Raw genomic sequence first — 20,627 nt, 5'->3', positions numbered from 1 at the left:
ATTGTATACATTAGCCGCAGCACCCTCCTGCAGATGGTGTATAGCTGTTTACTTCATTCTTTATGTCTTCGATATTAATTGTATTTATATTATCTACCACCTTTACATAGCCGTGTAACATCCCCATTCCGCATTGGAAAGTAAAGTCAAGAGTCGGCGACAATTCAGGTGTTTCCTTTTCACTTTTCAAATCCATCTGTGCCTGATACTCCGGAAATACAACTATGCTATTGCATATGTTTAATTGTTCTGTATTAAACTTTATTTTTGCAGGTATTCCTTTTTGCAAAACAACAACCGCAGGTGAATACCCATAATCGTTTACTGTTACAGTTACCTCCTGTTTATCCCCGTTTACCTTTGAAATGGCTACCTCGTCAGTAGGAATCTTCCCGTTTGCAAATTTAGTAGCCTTCGCGGCTGCTCCGCAACACCCTCCTGAACCGGAAACAGCCCCCTGAGAATCGGTGTCGCCTGTTATGTCTTCATCACTGAGGGTCGACAAATTGCTGACAACCTTTATATTGCTGCTAATCATTCCCATCCAGCAGCTGTATACAAATTTTCCTTCACTGTCCGGGGTAAATTCAATAATATTTTCTCCGGCCTTCAATGGCATATTCTCAATATTGTATTCAGGTATGTTTATTCTGTTGTTACAGCCGTTTATATCACTTGAATCAGCTGTAATTGTCCATTTTACAGGGATACCTTTTTGAACCGTTATAGGACTGTACCTGCCGGAATCAAGCTTTGTAGTAACTACCTGAACATTTCCCTCTATTTTTGCAACTCCTCCTTCAGAAGATGATGCACCAAGGACTACGCTTGTATTGAATCCAGAAAGTGAAAGCCCTCTGTTTAACATTATAATACCAAGAATCAATACCAGTACAGCACTTACCTTCATCATTTTGTGTGTAAATTTGCTGCTGAGGAATGAGCTGACAGCACCAAACCCAAACATCAGGGGAACCGTCCCAAGACTGAATAGAAACATTGATAAGGCTCCTGCCATAGCACTTCCCGTACCCAGGGCATATAGCTGCATTGCCTGTAAAGGTCCGCAGGGCATAAGTCCATTCAGCATTCCAACCAACAAAGGCCCACGGCTTCCGCTGCTTTCATGTACTTTTTGGGCAAAGATCTTAGGCATTCTGGGATTCAATTTTCTAAGTACAGGGAAAATATTCAACATATTTATACCCATTATAACCATAAAAATACCAGAAAGAATTGCAACTACACCCTTAGCAGAACCTGAAAAACTTACAACTGAGCCTATTCCTCCAACAATTCCACCTACAATGGTATAGGAAATTACACGTCCCAAATTATATAATATGCTAGGTTTTAATTTAGCTAGCCCCGAAACACCTGATACGGGTTTGTATTGGACACATACCGATAGATTTATTCCTCCGCACATGGCTACACAATGCAGTGATGTCAACAGCCCTATAAAAAACAGAATTCCGTACCCCATTGACTGGTTCACTTCAGGTACAAAATTAAAACCAATCGTATTTTTTATAATTACATAAAGGGCGAGTATAATTACTGCTATTCCTGCAATTTGCCCTACTCCCGGCCACTCCGGATTTTTATCGGGAGTATTTGAAGTCTGTATGTTATTTGACATATCTTTGGGCTTATTTTTTACAGTATAATCCAGTCTTTCAACTGTTTCTATTATTGTATTCAGCTTAACGGCATCTGCATTGTAGGTTACGTAAACATTTGAACTACTGTAAATTGCTTTAACATTTTCAATTCCGTCCAGTTTTTTAACTGCATTCTCTATTCTTGTTTCGCAGCCCATACATGTCATGCCTTCTACTTGAAGAATTATATTCATCATATTTCCTCCTTCATTTCATATCTGCTTTTTTACCTTTTAGTAGCATATCATTTCTATGTGTAGATTTTATGGAGGAAAACAAATTGATTTTAATAATATTTTTTAATAGATTTACAGAGTATATCTTATAGAATTAAATTTTGCAGTTGACGGGGGTAGTTTATGAAAAAAGACTAATAATGGGTTTATTTACTGTATTTCTTCTGATTTCATTGTCCTTTAACTGTTTTCATGCAGAAGCATCAGAAAAGCCTTTTACTATGGTATGGCTTTCCGACCCTCAGTACTATGCCGAAAGCTATCCTCAAATTTATGATTGTCTTGGGGATTGGTTTGTAAAAAATTACAAGCACAACTCTTTTGGGTATTTGATTGTATCAGGTGATATTGTAGACACTGCAAGCTGTGTAAACCAATGGGAAGTTGCAAGTCGAAACTTTCAAAAACTAGATGATGCAAATGTTCCTTATGGTGTGCTGGCTGGTAATCATGATGTCATAACCAATGGACTTAATTACAGCATATTTAAAAGTTATTTTGGTGCTTCCCGATATATAGATAAGCCTTGGTACGGAGGCAGCATGGATGATAACCGAAACCACTACGACCTGATATCTTTTAGCTCTCACGACTTTATTATACTATATCTGGGTTTTGGTAGTGAAACTTCTCTTGAAACAACTACTTGGGCAAATAGCGTTCTTGAAAAGTACCCCAACAGAAATGCCATTCTTGTTTTGCATGAATACCTTGATACCGATGGAGAGATGACAGAAAAGGCCAAGATAGTTTCTGACAGTATTGTCCTTAAAAACGACAATGTCTTTATGGTCTTGTGCGGACATTATCATGGTGCACAAAAAAAGTTTAAAATGGTTTGCAATTCTGATGGGACTACAAGAAAGGTTCTGGAGATTCTATCTGATTACCAGAAGGCCCCAAATGGAGGTAATGGATTTTTAAGATTTCTCAAATTCTGTCCCCGCTCCGGCACCCTTAAAGTTTCCTTGTATTCTCCATTTACCAAAAAGGACAGCTATTTGGGAGAAGGTATTGATAATTTTACTGAGACAATTGAATTAATTGATTAATATTCCTAAACTCTATGAGGCAGGCGTGGATACCTTACTGGATTCATTTAAATATTGTTCTACTCCTTTTGATATTGATTTTGCCAGCTCTTGTCGAAAGGAGTCCTTTACTAATTCCTGCTTTTCTTCCTCGTTTGAAATAAAACCAGTTTCAACTATAACACCGGGTATATCGGTATAGTCAAGAACATAGTATTTTGCCTGTACCGGGTCATGGGTGCTTCGTTTTTTTCCGTCTACAACCATGTTGTTCAATTGGCGCTGAATGCATAATGCCAGAGTCTTATTTTGCTCGTACTTTTTGCTGAAAAAGACTATTGCACCATTAGTAGCAGGCTTTTTTAAATTGCAGTTAACGTGGATGCTGAGAAACAATTGGGCATTGCTGTTATTAATAATATTTGCCCTAGCAGTTAAATCCCTCATATGTCTTGATTTCTGGCTATTATCCAGACTTTCAAGAGAAACATCCTCTTCCCTAGTCATAATTATTTTATATCCTTGCTTTACAAGAATGGATTGTAGCTTTTTAGCTATATCAAGATTTATTTCTTTTTCCAATACTCCGTCCCTGCTTGTTCCCCCGTCGATTCCTCCATGGCCCGGATCAATTACAATTACGCCACTTTTGGGATCTGTAAATGTATCTGAGCTAGACATTTCTATTAACAAAATAATTGGTACAGTTAATATAGCAATTATTAAAATTGCTGCAAATAATAAAAACTTTCTTTTTATAAAAATAACATTAAATTTTTTCATTCAGTTGGCTTCTTTATATTTGTTCTCTCCTTCAATATACTATATTGGAAATAAATATATGTTAAAAAGTTTTAGCTGTATCCAAACGCCAGAATACTTAATTCTTTGTCTTCGGAACCCTTTGACATTTTGATTTCTATTTTATGAATTGCAGGCTTTTCACTGTTTAATAATAATTTAGCTACCGGATTATTCCATCCCGAGCTGTTAAAACCATTTACAGTTAGTACAAATATATCATCAATATGGATATCGGCTGAACCTGTGTCTGTGTTTTTTGACTCCTTGTACACAATAAACAGATTCTTGCAATATAAATTAAAAGAGAACTTTTCCGTCTTAGCTCCTGCTTTATGTGTCCATCCATTAGGAAACTGATTGATGGTAATGTCCGAAGAAAATCCGCCTGAATCTTTTACCCGTATAATTGTATTATCCAGCATCTTCAGGGTTACAAACTCATTACCGACTACAGGGGTTTCTGAAATTTTGTAAACTCCATTCAGAACCTCATGACTGACTTTATTCAGATAATATATTATAAGCTCCGTAATAAGTTCATGTCCATTCTCATGAGGGTGAATATAGTCATCGGAATAATCCTGCCAATTCATTGTTCCCCCAACAAACTCAGGTACTATTGCGTCCTTTATACTAATCATAGCCAATTCATAATGTCTCCCGATTTGTGCCATCTCATTTTGACAGGAATAGCCGGATTCTGATATTGTAAATATTAATACAACGGCAGGTTGAGATTCTGAACTCAAAATTCTGAGTAGAAGACTTTCAAAAGCAGCCATATTTGTTTTGTCCTTTGTATCATTAACGGAAAATTCGACGAATACAATGTCGGGTTTATGGATTAATATATCCTTTTCAATCCGTATTAATCCCAATGTCGAAGACGTTCCTGCCATTCCTGCATTTATGTAATTTATGTTATTGCCTTTACAAAAGTTTTGTGCAAAGTAGTCGCAGGTTAACTTTGCAAAGCACTTATCAGGGCCACCGTTGTATCCTTCCGTTATTGATCCCCCAAGATAAGCTAAAGTTACCTTCTGGCCCTTTTCTGCCTTCTCCATGGCCTTTTTCATTCTGTAATTATTTCCCGTACTAATTAATGATCGTTCTATAATTTTGGAATGGCTTCCTTGAGCATTTTTCATATTTTATATACTCCGATTTTTTTAATACTTTACATAACAACATGTGTACCGGACTGCAATATATAATAATAGTATTTTATATTGAAATAATCTGATAGTTATAGTAGTATGGATATTATAAGTTTTGGCTTATAATATTTTATATATGGAGAATAATTTGTATGACATCCCAACAGTTGGAATATATTATCGCACTTGCTGATGAGAGAAGCTTTTCAAAAGCTTCTCAAAAACTTCTTATCTCCCAGCCGGCATTAAGTCAATTTGTAAAAAACCTTGAAACTGAACTGAATGTGCAATTGTTCGACAGAAGTACAACTCCCATAAAACTCACATATGCAGGGGAACTTTATGTAAGTGCTGCTCGTAAGATACAAACTATCCTGACGGAATTGGATAATGAGCTTAAAGACCTGACAATCCTTCATATAGGCAAGCTCACTATAGGTACTATTCCCTTCAGGGCCTCCTGTATGCTTCCGAAAAGTATTGTATCCTTCAAGAAAAAATACCCCGGTGTTGATATACATATTGTTGAAAATGAAGAAGCTAATCTTGAATCATTACTTACCGATAGCCGTTTGGATTTATGCATTTTATCAGGTTTTATTCATAATAAGCTCCTTCAAACTGAAGCTCTGGCTCAGGAACAGCTTTACCTTGCAGTTCCTAATTCTAGTCCTTTTAACAATGGAAAGGGAGCTTATCAGCTGAGTGCCAATGACATAATCTATGACAGTTCTACATTATTCCAGACACCACCCATTGACTTGTCTGACTGTGTAAAAGAGAATTTTGTTCTTATTCAGAATGACGATACTATAGCCGGTGAGCTATCTCAGTTTCCTGAGTTTCGTCGTCAAAACACAATGTACACAGATCGTATTGAAACTGCTTTTTCTTGGACACTAGCCGGTATTGCATGTTCTTTTATTCCAGATACCCTTATACGGTACGGGAATTATCAGAAACATCCTGTATATTATAAATTAAATACTTCTTTTGCTAAACGTGACATTTTGGTTGCATATAAGAAAAATAGATATTTGCCCAAGGCTGCGTCCGAGTATATTCTGCTTTTAAAACAGTTAATCGGATGTGGAACCTGGCTTTCCCCAAACGAGTAACATGTGTAATACAAAAATAAAGAAATGGCTGCCGAAAATCTCCGGCAGCCTATTTTATTACTTACCCAGAACCTTTGCCTTTAAAAGTGCAAAGTCAAGGGCATTTATATCTCCATCTGAATTCATGTCAGCATTCTTTAAGTTTATCTTTGGGTTTGAACCAAGTATATACTGCTTCAATACAGCTATGTCCAAAGCATCAATGTTCTTGTCATCGTTTACATCTCCAACAACAGGCTCAGGGTCTACGATAATTGGTCCATCACCGTAATACTCTCCAAGAGACATTCCGTTTTTACCGAGAGGAATCTGATGGTCAAGTCCGATAAATTTGCCGTTTGTTTGCCACAATGCTGGCTTCAGCAATCCATATTTTTCTTCGTCCCATGTTGACCAGTCATTTCCTATCAATCCGCCTGTATCACCTGAGTTCGGATTCAAGCACCAGAAGGTATGGTTGATACGGTTCTTAATCATGTAATCTCTTAGTAGAGTCATCCACTTCTGGTTCTTTGCGCCGTCCATAAATCCTCCCCATTCACCGATAAGAAGAGGAGCAATTTTTTGATCGTCTATGTATGCCCATGTATCATACCAGTAATCATCAAGAAGGGTTTGTGTTGTAAAATCCTTATCAAACCATGATTGATTATATACAGAAGGACCATAGTCATGAGGTGAATATACTATCTGGCTGTTTAATGAGCCTAGGTTGATAGGATAGTCTTTAACACCTCTTAAGTTTCCACCCCACCATCCGCCGTGCCATGGAGCAGCGTCGCCGGTAGCTCCCCAGACATCAGGTGTATCAAATGTGTAGCCCTTTTCTGTTTTCGGATATTGCTCAATACCTTCAATCATTATTAACAACTTTGGATTTACAGCCAATATTTCTTTTGAACACCTTTCAGCCGCATATTTCCAGTTGTTTTCATCTGTAGTGTTATCCCATTTTGCTATATCAGTTGGTGCCGCAGCAGTATATCCTCTTTTACCGTGAGGTTCATTTTTCAGGTCTATGGCAAGTATTGTATCATCGTTCTTATATTTGTCTGCAAGCCATGTTAATGTGTCTATCCACTTATCTGTAGTAATCATTCCTGCTGTTGTTGTTTCAAGACCATACCACAATGGATACATGTGACCGGAGTTGTTGGCGTCAGGGCTGTGTACATCTATCATTACCTTGATTCCCAACTCTTTGCAATACTTCATTATTATATCGAATATTTCCATACTGTTTTTAGGCCCATCGGTTGCAGGGTTATAAAAATCAGGATTTACAACGGTATATGGAGGATTGTTGCTGGCTGTAACACTAGAAACCTTGTTTGGTTTACCAACCATCCAGCTGTATAAAAGTTCAGTTGAAATCGGTACTCTTAAAAATCCTATTCCCCTGTCTGCAACGCTGGTCAATATATTCTTTACATCGTACCAGGCACCATGAAATACATTTTCACTGCAGTTAAAACCAAACCAGTTTGCACCGGTAAGCCAGACTTCACGTCCGTTTGTATCATATATTTTGTCACCAACACAATGAAGCCAGTCATCATTATTTGTATCTACTGCAGCTGATGCAGTAAGACCGTGGTTGGACAACATCATAGTTGAAACCATTGCTAATGCCATAAGCATTGAAACTATTCTTTTTTTCATATTTTTTCTCCTTTTTAATTTTCGGTAGCCAGTCATTTGTATACATACCCACAGCAGCATATACCCTGTTTGCATCTACAGCTGCGAGGCTATCTATTCCATAATAGCTGTATACTATTCCGGGAATAAACCTCCTCCGCCGCCTATTGTTACATTACGCCAGTTATATGACTGCTGAGAAACGACAGCATAAGATTGAGCCGGCAGAACAACACTAATAGTCAGGCATTGTTACTAAAAAAATTCCCAAGCAAAATTTTCTTTAATGTTACAAGATCAAGGGAATCAATCTGTCCATCTTTGTTCAGATCCCAAATATTCATATCAGTAGAACCACTCTGATTAAGTAAATACATCTTCATTTTTGCAAAATCAAGTGCATCCACACTTCCATCCCCGTTAAGGTCACCCGGAGTAACAGGTATAACCGGAATATCCTGCGTCATTTTTTCCGCATGAGGTGCAAATACACTTTTTAACAACGGATCACCATGGGTGAGGTAGAATCCCCCTGAATAAGAAGCATAAGCCCAGAATAAGTCACCGGAAGCATTCAATTTTTCAATCTGCTCATACATTGCGTTCCAGTATTGCTCTTTATTGTTATGGGTATTAAATTCCTCCATAACAAAAGGCTTTTTAACTATGTTGTGAGATTCATTAATCCATGTTGCAACAAGTTTTGCTGCCTGTTCAGGATTTAACCCTGCCCAGCCTTCATCCGGATAAGGATGCGCGGTGGTAAAATCAATGTATGGAGACTGATGTATATATACAAATGGATTACCGGCGTTAGCACCATAGCCGTATTTTGCAGCCTGGCCTTCGAGCCCGGTACTAACCATATGGTTTGGATCAAGCTCCTTTATGAGTTTACCCATTTCATCTACCCATGCTCTTAGTGTTGTTCCATTTAAATTCTCTTCTTCGCTTACATCCTGATATCTTGGTTCATTCATCAGTTCCCACGAGAAAATTGCCGGATCATTTTTATAAGGTTCATTCGTATAATGGTTTATTCTTGTTACAAAATGCTTTACATAATTTTTATACTGTTCCTTACAACCTGCGTTTGTAAAGAATGCGGCACGGTTGGGATGAGTTATTCCCGGAAGCCCTTCCCATTTTAACCTTGTGTCAATTCCTCCATACGCTTCCCAATAGTTTTCCAAAACAATAATTACCTTGATATTGTGCTTCTTTGCAGATTCCAGAATATAGTCAAATAACATGAATTGTGCTTCATTATAAACACCTTTCTGGCTTTCAAATCCATGCCAGGTTTCATGAGAAAATCCCCATGTCCTTACAACCTTTATTCCGTCAGAGGCCATATTACTCATCATTTCATCAATTCTGGCCTTGTTCATAAATTTTGTTTCAATATCATCGGGAGTGGCATCATTTGACCCGTCTCCATATGTAAACAAATCATAATTATTGCATCCGGCAAAGCGAAATACTTTTCCGTCAAGGATAAAAGAAGTTCCGTTTGTTGTCACAATACCGTTTATTGTTGTTGAGGCGGCGCTGATTTTCATACTTGGGATAAAGCACACTATCTGGAATATAATAATAAAAGATAATATAATGAATGATTTTTTATTCATTTTATACCCTCCAATCGGCAGGTACAGATATAAGATTTAAGTAGCCGTATCAATGCTTTGCAATTCTTTGGTAGTATGCAAAGCATTGAGGCAGCTAATATAACTAATTAAAAAGTAAAAACCTCTTTAGAGCTGATAAGTCAAGACATTATCCCAATAAAGCCTTCTTTAAAAGAGAAAAATCAATTGCATCTATGGAACCGTCACCGTTCATATCTGCATTATTTTTATCAATATTTCCGTTTTGGGTAAGAATATAGTTTTTACAGAGAGCAAGGTCGATAGCATCTACAAATGTATCATTATTCAGATCACCTTTTTTAGCAGGAGGAGTAATAATTGTACCCCCAAAGAACTTAACAGCTCCTGCAAGTACACCAACAAGACCTGCATTATAGTCAAGGGCTACCTCTGTATACTGATACTGGTTTGCATCGTCAAAAAACTTGTCATTCTGATCCGGTCCGCCTACCAACGCCCCGGTCAATAAGTGTTTAGCCGGTTTTGCGTTATCCCCGTTTGCATAGGTGTAACCGTTTGCTGCCCTGTGATGAGGATGAATACACCAATTGCTTCCGTAACCAATTATATATGACATATTGGCAGGATTATCACCTAAAATATAGTCTACTTGTTTTTTAGCTAAATCCAAAAGTGATTGATCGTTGTTTTGCTTGCAGTAAATAAGCATAACCATGGATTCTGCAGCTGCATATCTGAGGACACCCCAGTTGGAAAGCCACTTTAGTCCTCCGGGAGTAGTTGTTACCTGAGTCTTCCAGTAGTTGAAATTGAATTGTACGGCATCCTTATATACCTGCTTTCCTGTAATCTGAGCCAATCTCAAAGCAGCAGGAACATACATGTCATCCCAGCACATGGTCCATTTATCTTGCATCTTGTTTTCATTCATTGTATTGCCCAATGTTATAAACTGTTCAGCATCAGTTATGTAAGCACTATCATTGGTTGCAGTGTACAACCATGTAGCTGCCCAAGCCAGGTCATCACCAAAGCTGGTAGCCTGATAAAAGGACTGACCATTGCCAACACCTTGTTTTGCCTTACCCATTGCATAAAGTTCCTTCGCTGCATTGAGGCACTTGGTTGCATAAGCGGAATCAATATTCTTGTAATTGAGATACATCAGAGCAAGTGCAGCAGTTGTCTCACCTAGAATATCTGAAGCAGGAGAGCTTGGATCAGCCTTGTATAATGAAGGTCTTTCACCTGTTTGCTCCTCTGGCGCACCCCAATATGTATGATCGGCATTTCCCTCTCCAACCTGATAGTAGAATGTGGTTGAGTTCGGATGTGACTTAAGGAAATAGTCTGTAAAATATTTCAGCTGTTGCAGCATTTTTGTAGTGTTTCCGGTTGCATCAAAGGAATCCTTGAATTCATACAGTGACCAACCTAGAACTGCTGCCGAATAGCCTTGAGGCAGACCAAACTTTACATGATCTCCCGCATCATGATAGCCACCTGTTAAATCAACACCCACATCGCTTCCGTCAATTGTATGGCATGCACCTCTCCAATCAAACACATTATTTTCTCCTGCTTTAGGGCCACATTTATTTGCATCATAGAAAATGATTGAGTCCTTTAATGCAGTTGAATAATCATGTGTACCTGCGGCAAATGTCGTACCAGTGCTAACAAACGAAGTTGTTAACATCACCCCGGAAATCATCAAAGCACCTAATTTACTTAACTTATTTTTCAAAAACTATCCCTCCCTTTTTTATATATGTAAAATTCTGTCCGGCAGAAAATGTCCTCTACCGGACAGGTTACCAATACTGTATTAAATTTATTTCACTACGTCCGGATGCTCTGCTGCAAAATCAATAAAGTTGTTTCCAACATAAGGTTTGCAGTCAAAAGCCCCATCATTCCATGACCAAAGCATATATCCGGCATAACCGTTCTTATATATGGCATCCAGCACCTGCTTGTGTGTCATTTTTAGTGAAGAACCTTGGGTATCAGGCATCATCTCACCTATTATCACCGGTTTATCCAGTTTCAGACTTGAAGCTGGTGTTGTTACAGGGTTAAAATATGGAGTCGCCCAGTCATACCAGTGAAAATCGTAGAAATCAAGACCCAATCCGTCCCATAAATCATACTGTGCACCCAGCCACTTCATATTTGCACTTCCGAAGCTTACTGGCTGCTTTGCATACTGGTGTATAAATTCACATGTAGTTTTTATGTAGTTCCTCATTGCGGAAAGCGGGAAGCTTTCTCCCTTATTGTTTGGCTCACCGTTGTCTTCTTTGTTTATAATCCATTCCGGTTCATTGATAATATCCCATCCCAGTACGCCAGGATGTGTACCCAATGTTTGCAGTATAGGCTTCATGGCATTGTCAAGAAAGCTTTGAAGCACTGTTGGATTATCAATGATGTCGTCATGGTCAACGGAATCATCTGCCCTTGCACAATCAAAGCTGGTTATTGTCCAGTAAATCTTTATACCCTTTGAATATGCATAATCGCAGGTTTCCTTCATATGGTCAACCCATTTTGCGGGGAGACCTGTACAAAGGCTGCCTTCATTTGCACCTGACCATAGCGGGCCATACGCCAAGTCTGGGAATACCCACCATCTTAGTGAATGAATTCCCTTTGTGGACATTGTGTCTAAGTCACTCTTAATTCTTGTAAAGTTGGAAGTCCAGTTGTTATCGGAAAACTCATATGACCAGTTATACCATGCATAGTTAACTCCAACAGGATACAGGGTATTTCCGTCCATCCAAGTTATTCCGACTCCAGATGGCTGTTGTTGTTCTTCTCCGGAGAACTTTGTAATCATACCGAGAAGAAATTTTTTTAGCTCTGCTAAATCCAATGCTTCAATCTCTCCGTTGGCATTTACATCAGCTGCTTTAAATGCCTCACCCGTCAAGGTTTTTTTCCCAAGTATGTGCTGCCGTACAGCCGCCAAATCAAGGGCAGTAATTTGAGTATCATTGTCAACATCACCAAGTTTGTAAGTAGTCGCAGCCGAAGCAGGCGACGGCATTGCTGTCAGGAATACAATTGCTGCAGAAAGTGCCAGACTAACAATCTTTTTCATAGTAAACCCTCCTACTTCTTTTGAATTAAACAGACTTGTATTAACCAAGTAAAGTCTTCTTTAATAAAGCAAGGTCAAGTGCATTGATTTCACCATCTTGGTTCATATCCCATACACCGAGGTCAACGTCTCCTGTCGGCAAAAGAATGTATTTTTTCATTATTGCATAGTCGAGAGCATCTACGCTTCCGTCACCATTTAGATCTCCCAGTTTGGTTCCTACATTGCCTTTTGGCGGTTCATTTCCATACACTTTTACATTCCCCCTATATACAGAAATATTCTTATTTATAGAATATTCCTTTCCTATATCTTTTCTGCTCCAGTCATTGGTTGGGTCCCAGTGGGACTTCCAGTTGGAGTCCAAACCTTCAACCAGTCCAAAGTGGAATTCTCTGTCTCCGTAGAAGGCATTTCCGCTCCAGTCTATTTCAACGTAATATATTCCCTTTTCAGCGTCCCAGGCAAATGGCCCCTTGATTGCTGTTTCCTTGCCGTCGCTGGCTTTACCTTCATCATACATAACCGCAACAGTTAAATCATCTATAGTTTGGCCTGCCGCAAGCATTTCAGATATGTTAAAGAAATATCTGGCTTTTAAACCATCTACAAATTGAGGTGGCCTACTGGTTTCGTTATGAATGTTTATGGTAACCTGAGTTCTTTCTGTATTCTCCTGTTCAAGCTTTGATTCAGCATAGAAGTCATCAGAAGCCGGTTCCTTTGGAGGGAAATTCTCCAATGGTTTCATGCCTTCTCCGTAGTATTTGTACAATCCGGCAAGTGCGCCCACAAAGCCTGCATTGTAATCTATCGCAACCTCGTTGGATACAAAATCTGTAGTTTCATCATTATGATTATCAGTTGCATCAGGGCCCCCTACCAATGCTCCCCATAATGTATGCCTGTGTTCAACAGGATCATTCATGCTGAGAGTTTTTGATCCGTGTGCCGCACGGTGGTGAGGATGCTTTGCAGAGATATCGGAGAATCCTACTTCATAGCTTCTCTTCATGGGGTTATCACCCAGAATATAATCCATCTGTGACTTTGCCCATTCAGTAACATCCATCTTGTCTTTATATTTTGTATACACAACCGCACACAGTTGAGCTGCTGAATTATATCTTGCAGAACCCCAAGTGTTTACAACCTTGAATCCTCCGGGAGTTGCAGCCATAAATGTTTGATCGGTTGTATTTTCATGAGGTATACCTGACCAATATTCAAGGTTCCATCTGAATAAGTACCAATGCATAGGATCATTTGTTATTGGAGCCAACTTTGCAAAAACTCCTCCCCACACTACATCCCATGAATGTACCCAGATATTCTGCCAATTATCTTGAGTAGATTTAATAATTTTACTCATATAACCGGTGTATTTCCCATCAGAAACAGCAGTAATATCATTTATATATGATTGTTCTCCTGTTGCAATATTCAGCCATACAGCTGCCCATGACAATTCATCCTCATCATACGCTGAACCGTAGAACCCACCTGAATCACCCAGACCACGGTTTTTTACGGCAAACCTGTATAAAGCTTTTGCTGTGTCCAAGCATTTCTTTGCATATGTTGGATCTGAATCCTTGAAATTCAAGTAGTTTATTGCCAATGAAGCTGCTGCTTCTCCGCATTGGTCGCTGGCAGGAGTCTCAGAGGTTGCAAAGTACGCCGGCCTTGGTACATCTTGTTTTTTATTAAGTTCCGGTGGCTGCCACCAAGCATGATCCACAGTTCCGTCACCAACTTGAAAACAAAATGCAACTACTTCTCCTTTATTGTCCATAAATGTGGAACGTAAGAAATAGTCATTTCCCCACCGGAGTATATCCTTCATGTGATCTTCTTCATTGATTTTTGTAAAGGAATCCTTAAATTCATAGAATCCCCATCCCAGTGTTGAAACAGCATAGCCCTGAGGCAGACCAAATTTAACATGGTCTCCCGCATCGTGGAATCCCCCATGTAAATCAAGGCTTCCATTCCCATCCGGGTCAAGAAAAGCCTTGTTTTTATCAATAAAAGCCTGTGACATATTAGTTCCTACATGATCTTTCATAGGAACCAATGGAAGCTGACAGTCTTCCACATGACAGTCACCTCTCCATTCAATCTTACCACCTGTTACACCAGGGCCGCATTTCTCAGCATCATAAAAATACAGTGATTTTTGCAATGCTTCTGCATAGTTGAAAGGAGGTGTTGTTGAGCCCGCATAAACACTGCTGCTCAAAAACACTGATGATACAACCGCCATTGCTGTAGCAAAAGCCGTTGTTTTTCTGACGTACTTCCTAAAATTCAAAATAATACCCCCTTTTTATAATTTTGGTGATTTAAGTATCTTGAATATATTCTTACTTCAGTAATGTCATTACCTGGCAAATACATTTGTCGGGCAATGGACAATGACTTTAGTGTATATATGTTGATTGGTAAAAAGGATGTTATTGGGACAGAAGAGCTTTCTTGAGTAGTGCAAAATCTAGAGCATCAATATTTTTATCAGAATTCATATCTGCTGCTGAGATATCATATTCCAAGCTGTTGCCCAGTAAATATTTTTTTAAAAGAGCAACGTCCAATGCATCAATATTTCCATCTTTATTAATATCACCAGCTATAATAACCGGTTCTTCACTTCCACCTGCCGGCTCATTCCCGGCCAGTTTTTTAAAACTGTCACCTTCATACATTGGAATATTCGGAGCATATTTTCTTGTACCGTTTATGTATGTTGCATCCCAGTTTTGATATGACCAATCATTTGATACATCCCATGTATTGGAAGCTGAACTTATTGTAAAATCAAGTTCAGGCCCTCCTGCATCCCAGCCATAACCGGGATATATATTTTTACCTGACAAATCAATTGTATAGTAATATACTTTTTTCTCCGTATCCCATGCTGTTGGGCCTGTTACTTTAACCCATGTAGGAGCCTTTATGCTTATATCACTTATATCCTTGGCATCAAGGGTAAAGAAGTAACGAATTTTTAATTGGTTACTTGGACGGGCCGGCCATGCAGAACGGTTTTCTACTGTCAATGTAAACTGGGTACCACTTGTACCATTAAAATATGTGTTTGCAAATACAGGCCATTCATCTTTTGGCTGATAGGGTTTATCAGGTAATGGAAAACTACTGTCCGGTATAGGAGTTCCGCCGAATTCAGAATACATTCTTGCAAGAGCCCCGGTAAGACCGGCGTTATAGTCTATGGCTACTTCATTGCTTACGTAATCACTTATGGCATCATTGAATCCATCTGTTGAATCAACACTACCAACCAGTGCACCGTATAAAGTATGACGATGTTCCGGCGGGTTGTCCATCTTCTGTCCCCATGAGCTGTGAGCTGTACGGTGATGAGGATGTTGAGGATAATTCTGACCAAAGCCTACAATGTAGCTTGATTTACGAGGATTATCACCTAAGATATAATTTATTTGCTTTACTGCAAAGTCATGGTAACGTGCTTTTTTTACAGTATCACTTAGTTTATCGGAATAAACAAAAGCAAATAATGCTGTTGTGGAAACATATCTGAAAGAACCCCAGCTGTCCAACTTGGCATGTCCACCCGGAGTATAAGAAATCTTGGTGCCGTCGGCATTGTTCTCTGTACCGCCCACAGTCCACCAGTTTAACCAACGTTCTGCATCTTCCCTGTACAAGCTTGTTTCAGGGTCAATCTGAGACATGAGAATATAACATCCAAATGATTGGTCATCCCAACAGTGTGCCCATTTATACTTATGAACCTGTTGATTTGCTTCTTTACCAATTCCATTATAATATTCTTTTGCTTTTGCAAGGTAATCAGAACCGCTTCCTGAAGACTTGGCTTCCATAGCCTTGTAAAGCCAGATTGAACCCCATACCAATTCATCATTATAACCACTGTGTGAGGTATAAGCAGCTGCACCTTGGGGGTCAACTTTGCTTATTACATCGGAAAAAACACCTCTGTATTTATCTCCGAATTCATATAACTGCTTTGCATGCTCAAGCAATTTATCAGCATATGTCGGATCGGTATTTCTGAAAACAATAGATGAAGCAGCCATTGCCGCAGCTGTTCCCATGGCTACTTCCGTTCCCGGATGTTGTTCATCCAGCTTTATTGCTGTTCTGTCGTTCATTAAATGTGTAACTTCAATCGGAATCCAATTGTTATGATCATTTGCCGTCATACCAACCTGAGCCCAAAAAACATTTGGCTCGGGATGACACTTAATAAAATAATCATTAATCCATTTCAACTGGTTCTGAAGCCATTTCGTCTGACCGCTTTTTTCATATGCATCTTTATATTCTATTGCACCAAAAGCGAGTAAACTTGTTGTATAAGCACATGTTATACCAAACTTGATATTATCACCTGCATCTACCCAGCCTCCGGTAAGGTCTAAGCCTTCCTTCTGTCCGTCTGTTAATTGAGAATTTCCACGCCATAATAATCTGGTCGGAATATTTGATGTAGATAATGAACCTGACCTCTGTGCTTCATAAAATAAAACAGATTTCTGCAAAGCCTCTCCATAGTTAAAAGTGGCTGTTGCAGAAGAACATTCATACTTAAAATTAAATTGAGTTATGGTTATTACTATGGCAACGATAAGGGCATATGTACTTACTCTTTTCATTTTATCCATATTTACACACTCCACGCATGAATCAGTTATTTAACTGTTATCTCACCCTCAGTGAATACAGGATTAATCTTCTTAAGTGCAGTATCTCCAAATGCACCTGAAGTACCTTGTGAAATTTTAATTGATCCCTTCTTAGCATTATCCTTTATTTTGAAAGTGATATTTGTGATAACTCCCGGCTTAGTTACAGCATCCTTTCCACTATTGCTGCTTGTATAGAGAAAACTGACCAGACCGGTTGTGTCAATAACTGTATAATCAAAATTGGAATTGTTACCTCCAAAAATTTCACCTGGTTTTACCTCAACAACTTCAAGAGCATCTGTGTCATACTTAATATTAAAATTAAAGCTTCCAATACCTTTTTCAGGTAAGTTATTAAGCTTTACAGGGATTGTTACAGTTGAACCTGTAGCTCCGCTTGCTTTTCCGATTGATATTTCTGCCTCTCCGCCCGGAGTTTTATCTTTTGGATTACTCTTTGTATCTTTACTATCCTTGGCGGCTGTTGATTTAGTAGATTTGGAATCTGAACTTTTTGATGATGAAGATGTGGATACCGAAGCAGATGAAGATGATGATGTTGGAGCTGTACTACTTATTGTTGAAGTTGATGTTTCTGAATCAGATGTAAAATGGTTTACCCCAAATATTACTGCAGCAGTCACGCAAACAATTATTAATATTGCCAATATTACTTTTTTCATGGCTTTTCTCCTTGTTTATTCAATATATTTATTACTATAAAATGACTATAGACATTTTAATTAAAGGAAATAACATATCCGTTCGAACACTTGATACTATAATAGGATAGGAACAATAGGAATGCATAAAGCATTCCTATTGTTCCATATATTACTTCTAAATTACAGTGTTATTTTTCCTAACAAGAATGATTTAAGTAATGCAAAGTCAACAGCGTCAACAGCGCCGTCTTTGTTTATATCAGCATTTGCAACATTTATTGTAGAATTATCCTGAGTTAACAGGGCTTTCTTCAATAGTGCGAAGTCTATTGCATCCTTGTTACCGTCAGCATTAACGTCTCCTAAATTAACTGTAGAACTACCGCCAATCTTTGGTCCTGCTTCAGCAAGGTAAGCTGACATCCATGCAAGAGGAGCATTCCAGTTGATGGTTATTTCGTTTGTTGACCAAGATTCGATATTATCCATAAAGCACATTTCAGCAGGTCTTACACCTGGCTGCCAACCTGAACCCTTAACCCATGGATCCTGTAATCCGGAGTTAGGTCCACCTGACAAACATCCTGCAGGTGGGTGTGGGAATGAGTTGTCTGCCTGATATGACCAGAAACGGTGATGAGGATTTTCAAGTGGGTTATCACCATAACCGGTTATATAGCTCTGAACATTTGGGTTACGTCCGAGGATGTAATCCATTGCTGTTATAGCACCATTGATATATTTATTATTTTTTGCGCCATTAACATTGCTGAATTCATAAGCATATGACATAACAATTGCTTCATTAATAACGAATGAGTTTGATCCCCAAGGGAAACCTGAAACTGTGGATTGATCAAATGGAGAAGAAATTACTTTTTCTTCTATTGGAACACCATAACCCTGTGCATTTTCTATTGATATAAACTTATCAGCTGCTGCCTGAATATTAGCTTTAGCCTTTGCAACATCAGTAGCCGGAAGTTTGTTAGGAACAAGTGCTAGTGTTATTGTTCCCATACCTGCTGTACAACCCCAGTCAAAAGCTCCTGTAAGACCATTATCCTCACCGCCTGTTAATTCTGTAGGCATTTCGAGGTAATGCTTTGAGCTCTTTATGTAGTTCAAATACTTGTCACTGCCTGTAGTAGCATACAATTCACATGCTGCCCAGTAGAAGTCATCCAGAACATAGTTGTCTCCGTATGCTCCACCACCTGCACCCTGTTCCATTGTTGCATATATTGCAGGATGTGCTACAGCTGCATCCCATGCAGTTTCTGCTGCAGTTAAGCATTTAGTTGCGAAAGCAGAATCATACTGTTTCCAGAGACGTGAACCTTGTGCAGCAATAGCAGCAAGATTTAATGTAGCTGCTGTGCTTGGAGGTTGCAACCAACGTTTCATTGTATCCTGGTCAGGACGTGTAGCAAGTGCTGTCCAACGTTCATCATGAGCTTTGTGATGAGCCATACCGGCCAATTCATTTCCCGCTGGAACCTGCATATTCAATAATGTTTTCAAATTGTAACGAGTTTCATCCAGTATGTCTGGATAGCCATTTCCGCTTTCAGGTATATTCAATGAACCGTCTTTAAATGGAGCAACTGAAGTGTCTCCTCCCAAGTGAAGTGCACGCTCATATGCATTCATTACAGTCCATGTTGAAATACCACCATTAACAACATACTTACCATGGTCACCTGCATCATACCAACCACCTGTAACGTCAAGTGTGTAGTTAGCCTTGTAATCCTTTGTAGGGTCTGGAGAAAGTATATCACTTGTGTGTCCTGCTGGACGAGCCCATTGTGCTTGATCACAGTATGGCATTTGTATTGGAATAGCACTTCTGTTGTGATAGAAATACTTCATTGAATCGTATTTCATTTGTGTATAAATGTCATTTCCAATATTGAACTTCATACTTTCATTGTCACCAACAGTTGTTACCGGAACATCTGTTACTATCTTATAGCCGGTACCAACTGTTTTGTAACTTGAAAAATCAATGATATGAACATTGTCACCAGATGCATGGTCAGCACCTTTAATGGTTGATTTACCGGTTAAAACTGCTGTTCCTGCACTATTTACCAACTGCCAGTTAATTGGAGTTGTTGAACTTGTTTTTACTGTTGCAATCTTATCAGAATTAGGATAGAATCCTTCCTGATTTAAGCGTACAACATTAGTTGGTTCTGGTATAGCTTTTGGATATCCTATAAATTGAGGATCCTTAATATACATGTCATCAAAAGTATAAGTAATTGGCTGGAAGCTGTCCGGATTATTTGCTTCAGATGTACCTTTTTCTGGAGCAAGGTGGAAAGCAAACTCTACATTACTCTTATCTACCTTCTGCTGCCATTGCGCAGTTATAGTTTTTGCTACACCTGCCTGCAATTCCACGAAATCCCATTTACCTTGATCTATATTCATATGCCAGTATTCAGCATATGGATCACCCTGATCACCTACTTTAGGATAAATCTTACAAGCTCTACTTGCAGTAACAGTAAACTGTACAGTATAAGTATGGCCCTGCTGTAATGTAAGACCTCTGTGACGGAACTGTATATCCCATCTCTCACCTGTACCTGCTGGTCCAATCTTATTAGCTGTTATTTTGTACTTACCATCTGTTGTGATTTCGAAATCAGCTTTTGCAGGATATGATTCAACCACGTGCCATGGAAGTCCTATCCTGTTGTCAAAGGTATGGTTTCTGATTAAGTCGCCAGCACCTTCATACTCGACGGCAAATGCTTGTCCTATTAAAGAAGATAGAACCAGCACCATTGCGATAAGCATCGCAACTTTCTTTACTAACCTTTTTTTCATATTTACCTCCTAGTAAAAATTTTTTATTTTTTAAAGCTCGCATTTTAAAAG

13 protein-coding genes are annotated in these 20,627 nt (G+C 38.9%); 2 read left to right on the top strand and 11 right to left on the bottom strand.

The genetic code is table 11. The features are described from left to right. Positions 1–10 precede the first annotated feature (10 nt). Positions 11–1,861: a sulfite exporter TauE/SafE family protein gene (locus L323_RS24855; protein WP_242835238.1), complete on the bottom strand. Its 1,851-nt coding sequence runs from the start codon at positions 1,859–1,861 to the stop codon at positions 11–13. Between the two features lie 179 nt (positions 1,862–2,040). On the opposite strand from L323_RS24855, the gene L323_RS24850 reads away from it, so the two are divergent. Further along, entirely contained in the window at positions 2,041–2,952 is a 912-nt protein-coding gene (locus L323_RS24850; protein WP_031341791.1) for a metallophosphoesterase, read from the top strand. A gap of 12 nt (positions 2,953–2,964) precedes the next feature. On the opposite strand, the gene L323_RS24845 is transcribed toward L323_RS24850, so the two are convergent. Both L323_RS24845 and L323_RS24840 read right to left on the bottom strand, forming a co-directional pair. After that, a complete protein-coding gene (locus tag L323_RS24845; RefSeq protein ID WP_020814353.1) occupies positions 2,965–3,714 on the bottom strand; it encodes an N-acetylmuramoyl-L-alanine amidase family protein in 750 nt (249 codons plus the stop codon). Positions 3,715–3,785: 71 nt separating this feature from the next. Further along, positions 3,786–4,883, bottom strand: a complete 1,098-nt coding sequence (locus L323_RS24840; protein ID WP_020814352.1) for an SGNH/GDSL hydrolase family protein — start codon at positions 4,881–4,883, stop codon at positions 3,786–3,788. A 161-nt stretch (positions 4,884–5,044) separates the two neighbouring features. On the opposite strand from L323_RS24840, the gene L323_RS24835 reads away from it, so the two are divergent. Further along, the gene (locus tag L323_RS24835) at positions 5,045–6,010 is read left to right on the top strand and encodes a LysR family transcriptional regulator (protein WP_020814351.1); all 966 of its coding nucleotides are present in this window, start codon (positions 5,045–5,047) and stop codon (positions 6,008–6,010) included. A gap of 57 nt (positions 6,011–6,067) precedes the next feature. On the opposite strand, the gene L323_RS24830 is transcribed toward L323_RS24835, so the two are convergent. The 8 genes from L323_RS24830 to L323_RS24795 form a co-directional block, all read right to left on the bottom strand. Further along, positions 6,068–7,645 carry a cellulase family glycosylhydrolase gene (locus L323_RS24830; protein WP_242835239.1) on the bottom strand — a complete coding sequence of 526 codons (1,578 nt, stop codon included), beginning with the start codon at positions 7,643–7,645 and terminating at the stop codon, positions 6,068–6,070. A 248-nt stretch (positions 7,646–7,893) separates the two neighbouring features. Next, entirely contained in the window at positions 7,894–9,282 is a 1,389-nt protein-coding gene (locus L323_RS24825) for a dockerin type I domain-containing protein (RefSeq protein ID WP_020814349.1), read from the bottom strand. Between the two features lie 148 nt (positions 9,283–9,430). Next, entirely contained in the window at positions 9,431–11,011 is a 1,581-nt protein-coding gene (locus tag L323_RS24820; protein ID WP_020814348.1) for a glycoside hydrolase family 9 protein, read from the bottom strand. Positions 11,012–11,098: 87 nt separating this feature from the next. Further along, a complete protein-coding gene (locus L323_RS24815; protein WP_020814347.1) occupies positions 11,099–12,373 on the bottom strand; it encodes a dockerin type I repeat-containing protein in 1,275 nt (424 codons plus the stop codon). Positions 12,374–12,413: 40 nt separating this feature from the next. Then, the gene (locus L323_RS24810) at positions 12,414–14,687 is read right to left on the bottom strand and encodes a glycoside hydrolase family 9 protein (RefSeq protein WP_020814346.1); all 2,274 of its coding nucleotides are present in this window, start codon (positions 14,685–14,687) and stop codon (positions 12,414–12,416) included. 142 nt (positions 14,688–14,829) lie between these two features. Continuing rightward, a complete protein-coding gene (locus tag L323_RS24805) occupies positions 14,830–17,043 on the bottom strand; it encodes a glycoside hydrolase family 9 protein (RefSeq protein ID WP_020814345.1) in 2,214 nt (737 codons plus the stop codon). A gap of 26 nt (positions 17,044–17,069) precedes the next feature. Next, positions 17,070–17,750, bottom strand: a complete 681-nt coding sequence (locus tag L323_RS24800; RefSeq protein ID WP_020814344.1) for a cohesin domain-containing protein — start codon at positions 17,748–17,750, stop codon at positions 17,070–17,072. A 162-nt stretch (positions 17,751–17,912) separates the two neighbouring features. Then, positions 17,913–20,576, bottom strand: a complete 2,664-nt coding sequence (locus L323_RS24795; RefSeq protein ID WP_020814343.1) for a glycoside hydrolase family 9 protein — start codon at positions 20,574–20,576, stop codon at positions 17,913–17,915. Positions 20,577–20,627 lie beyond the last annotated feature (51 nt).

It is taken from the genome of Ruminiclostridium papyrosolvens C7, assembly GCF_000421965.1.
Taxonomy (GTDB): domain Bacteria; phylum Bacillota; class Clostridia; order Acetivibrionales; family DSM-1351; genus Ruminiclostridium; species Ruminiclostridium papyrosolvens_A.
Note: the sequence above shows the minus strand (reverse complement) of the source record. Positions and strands in the feature narration are given on the sequence as shown.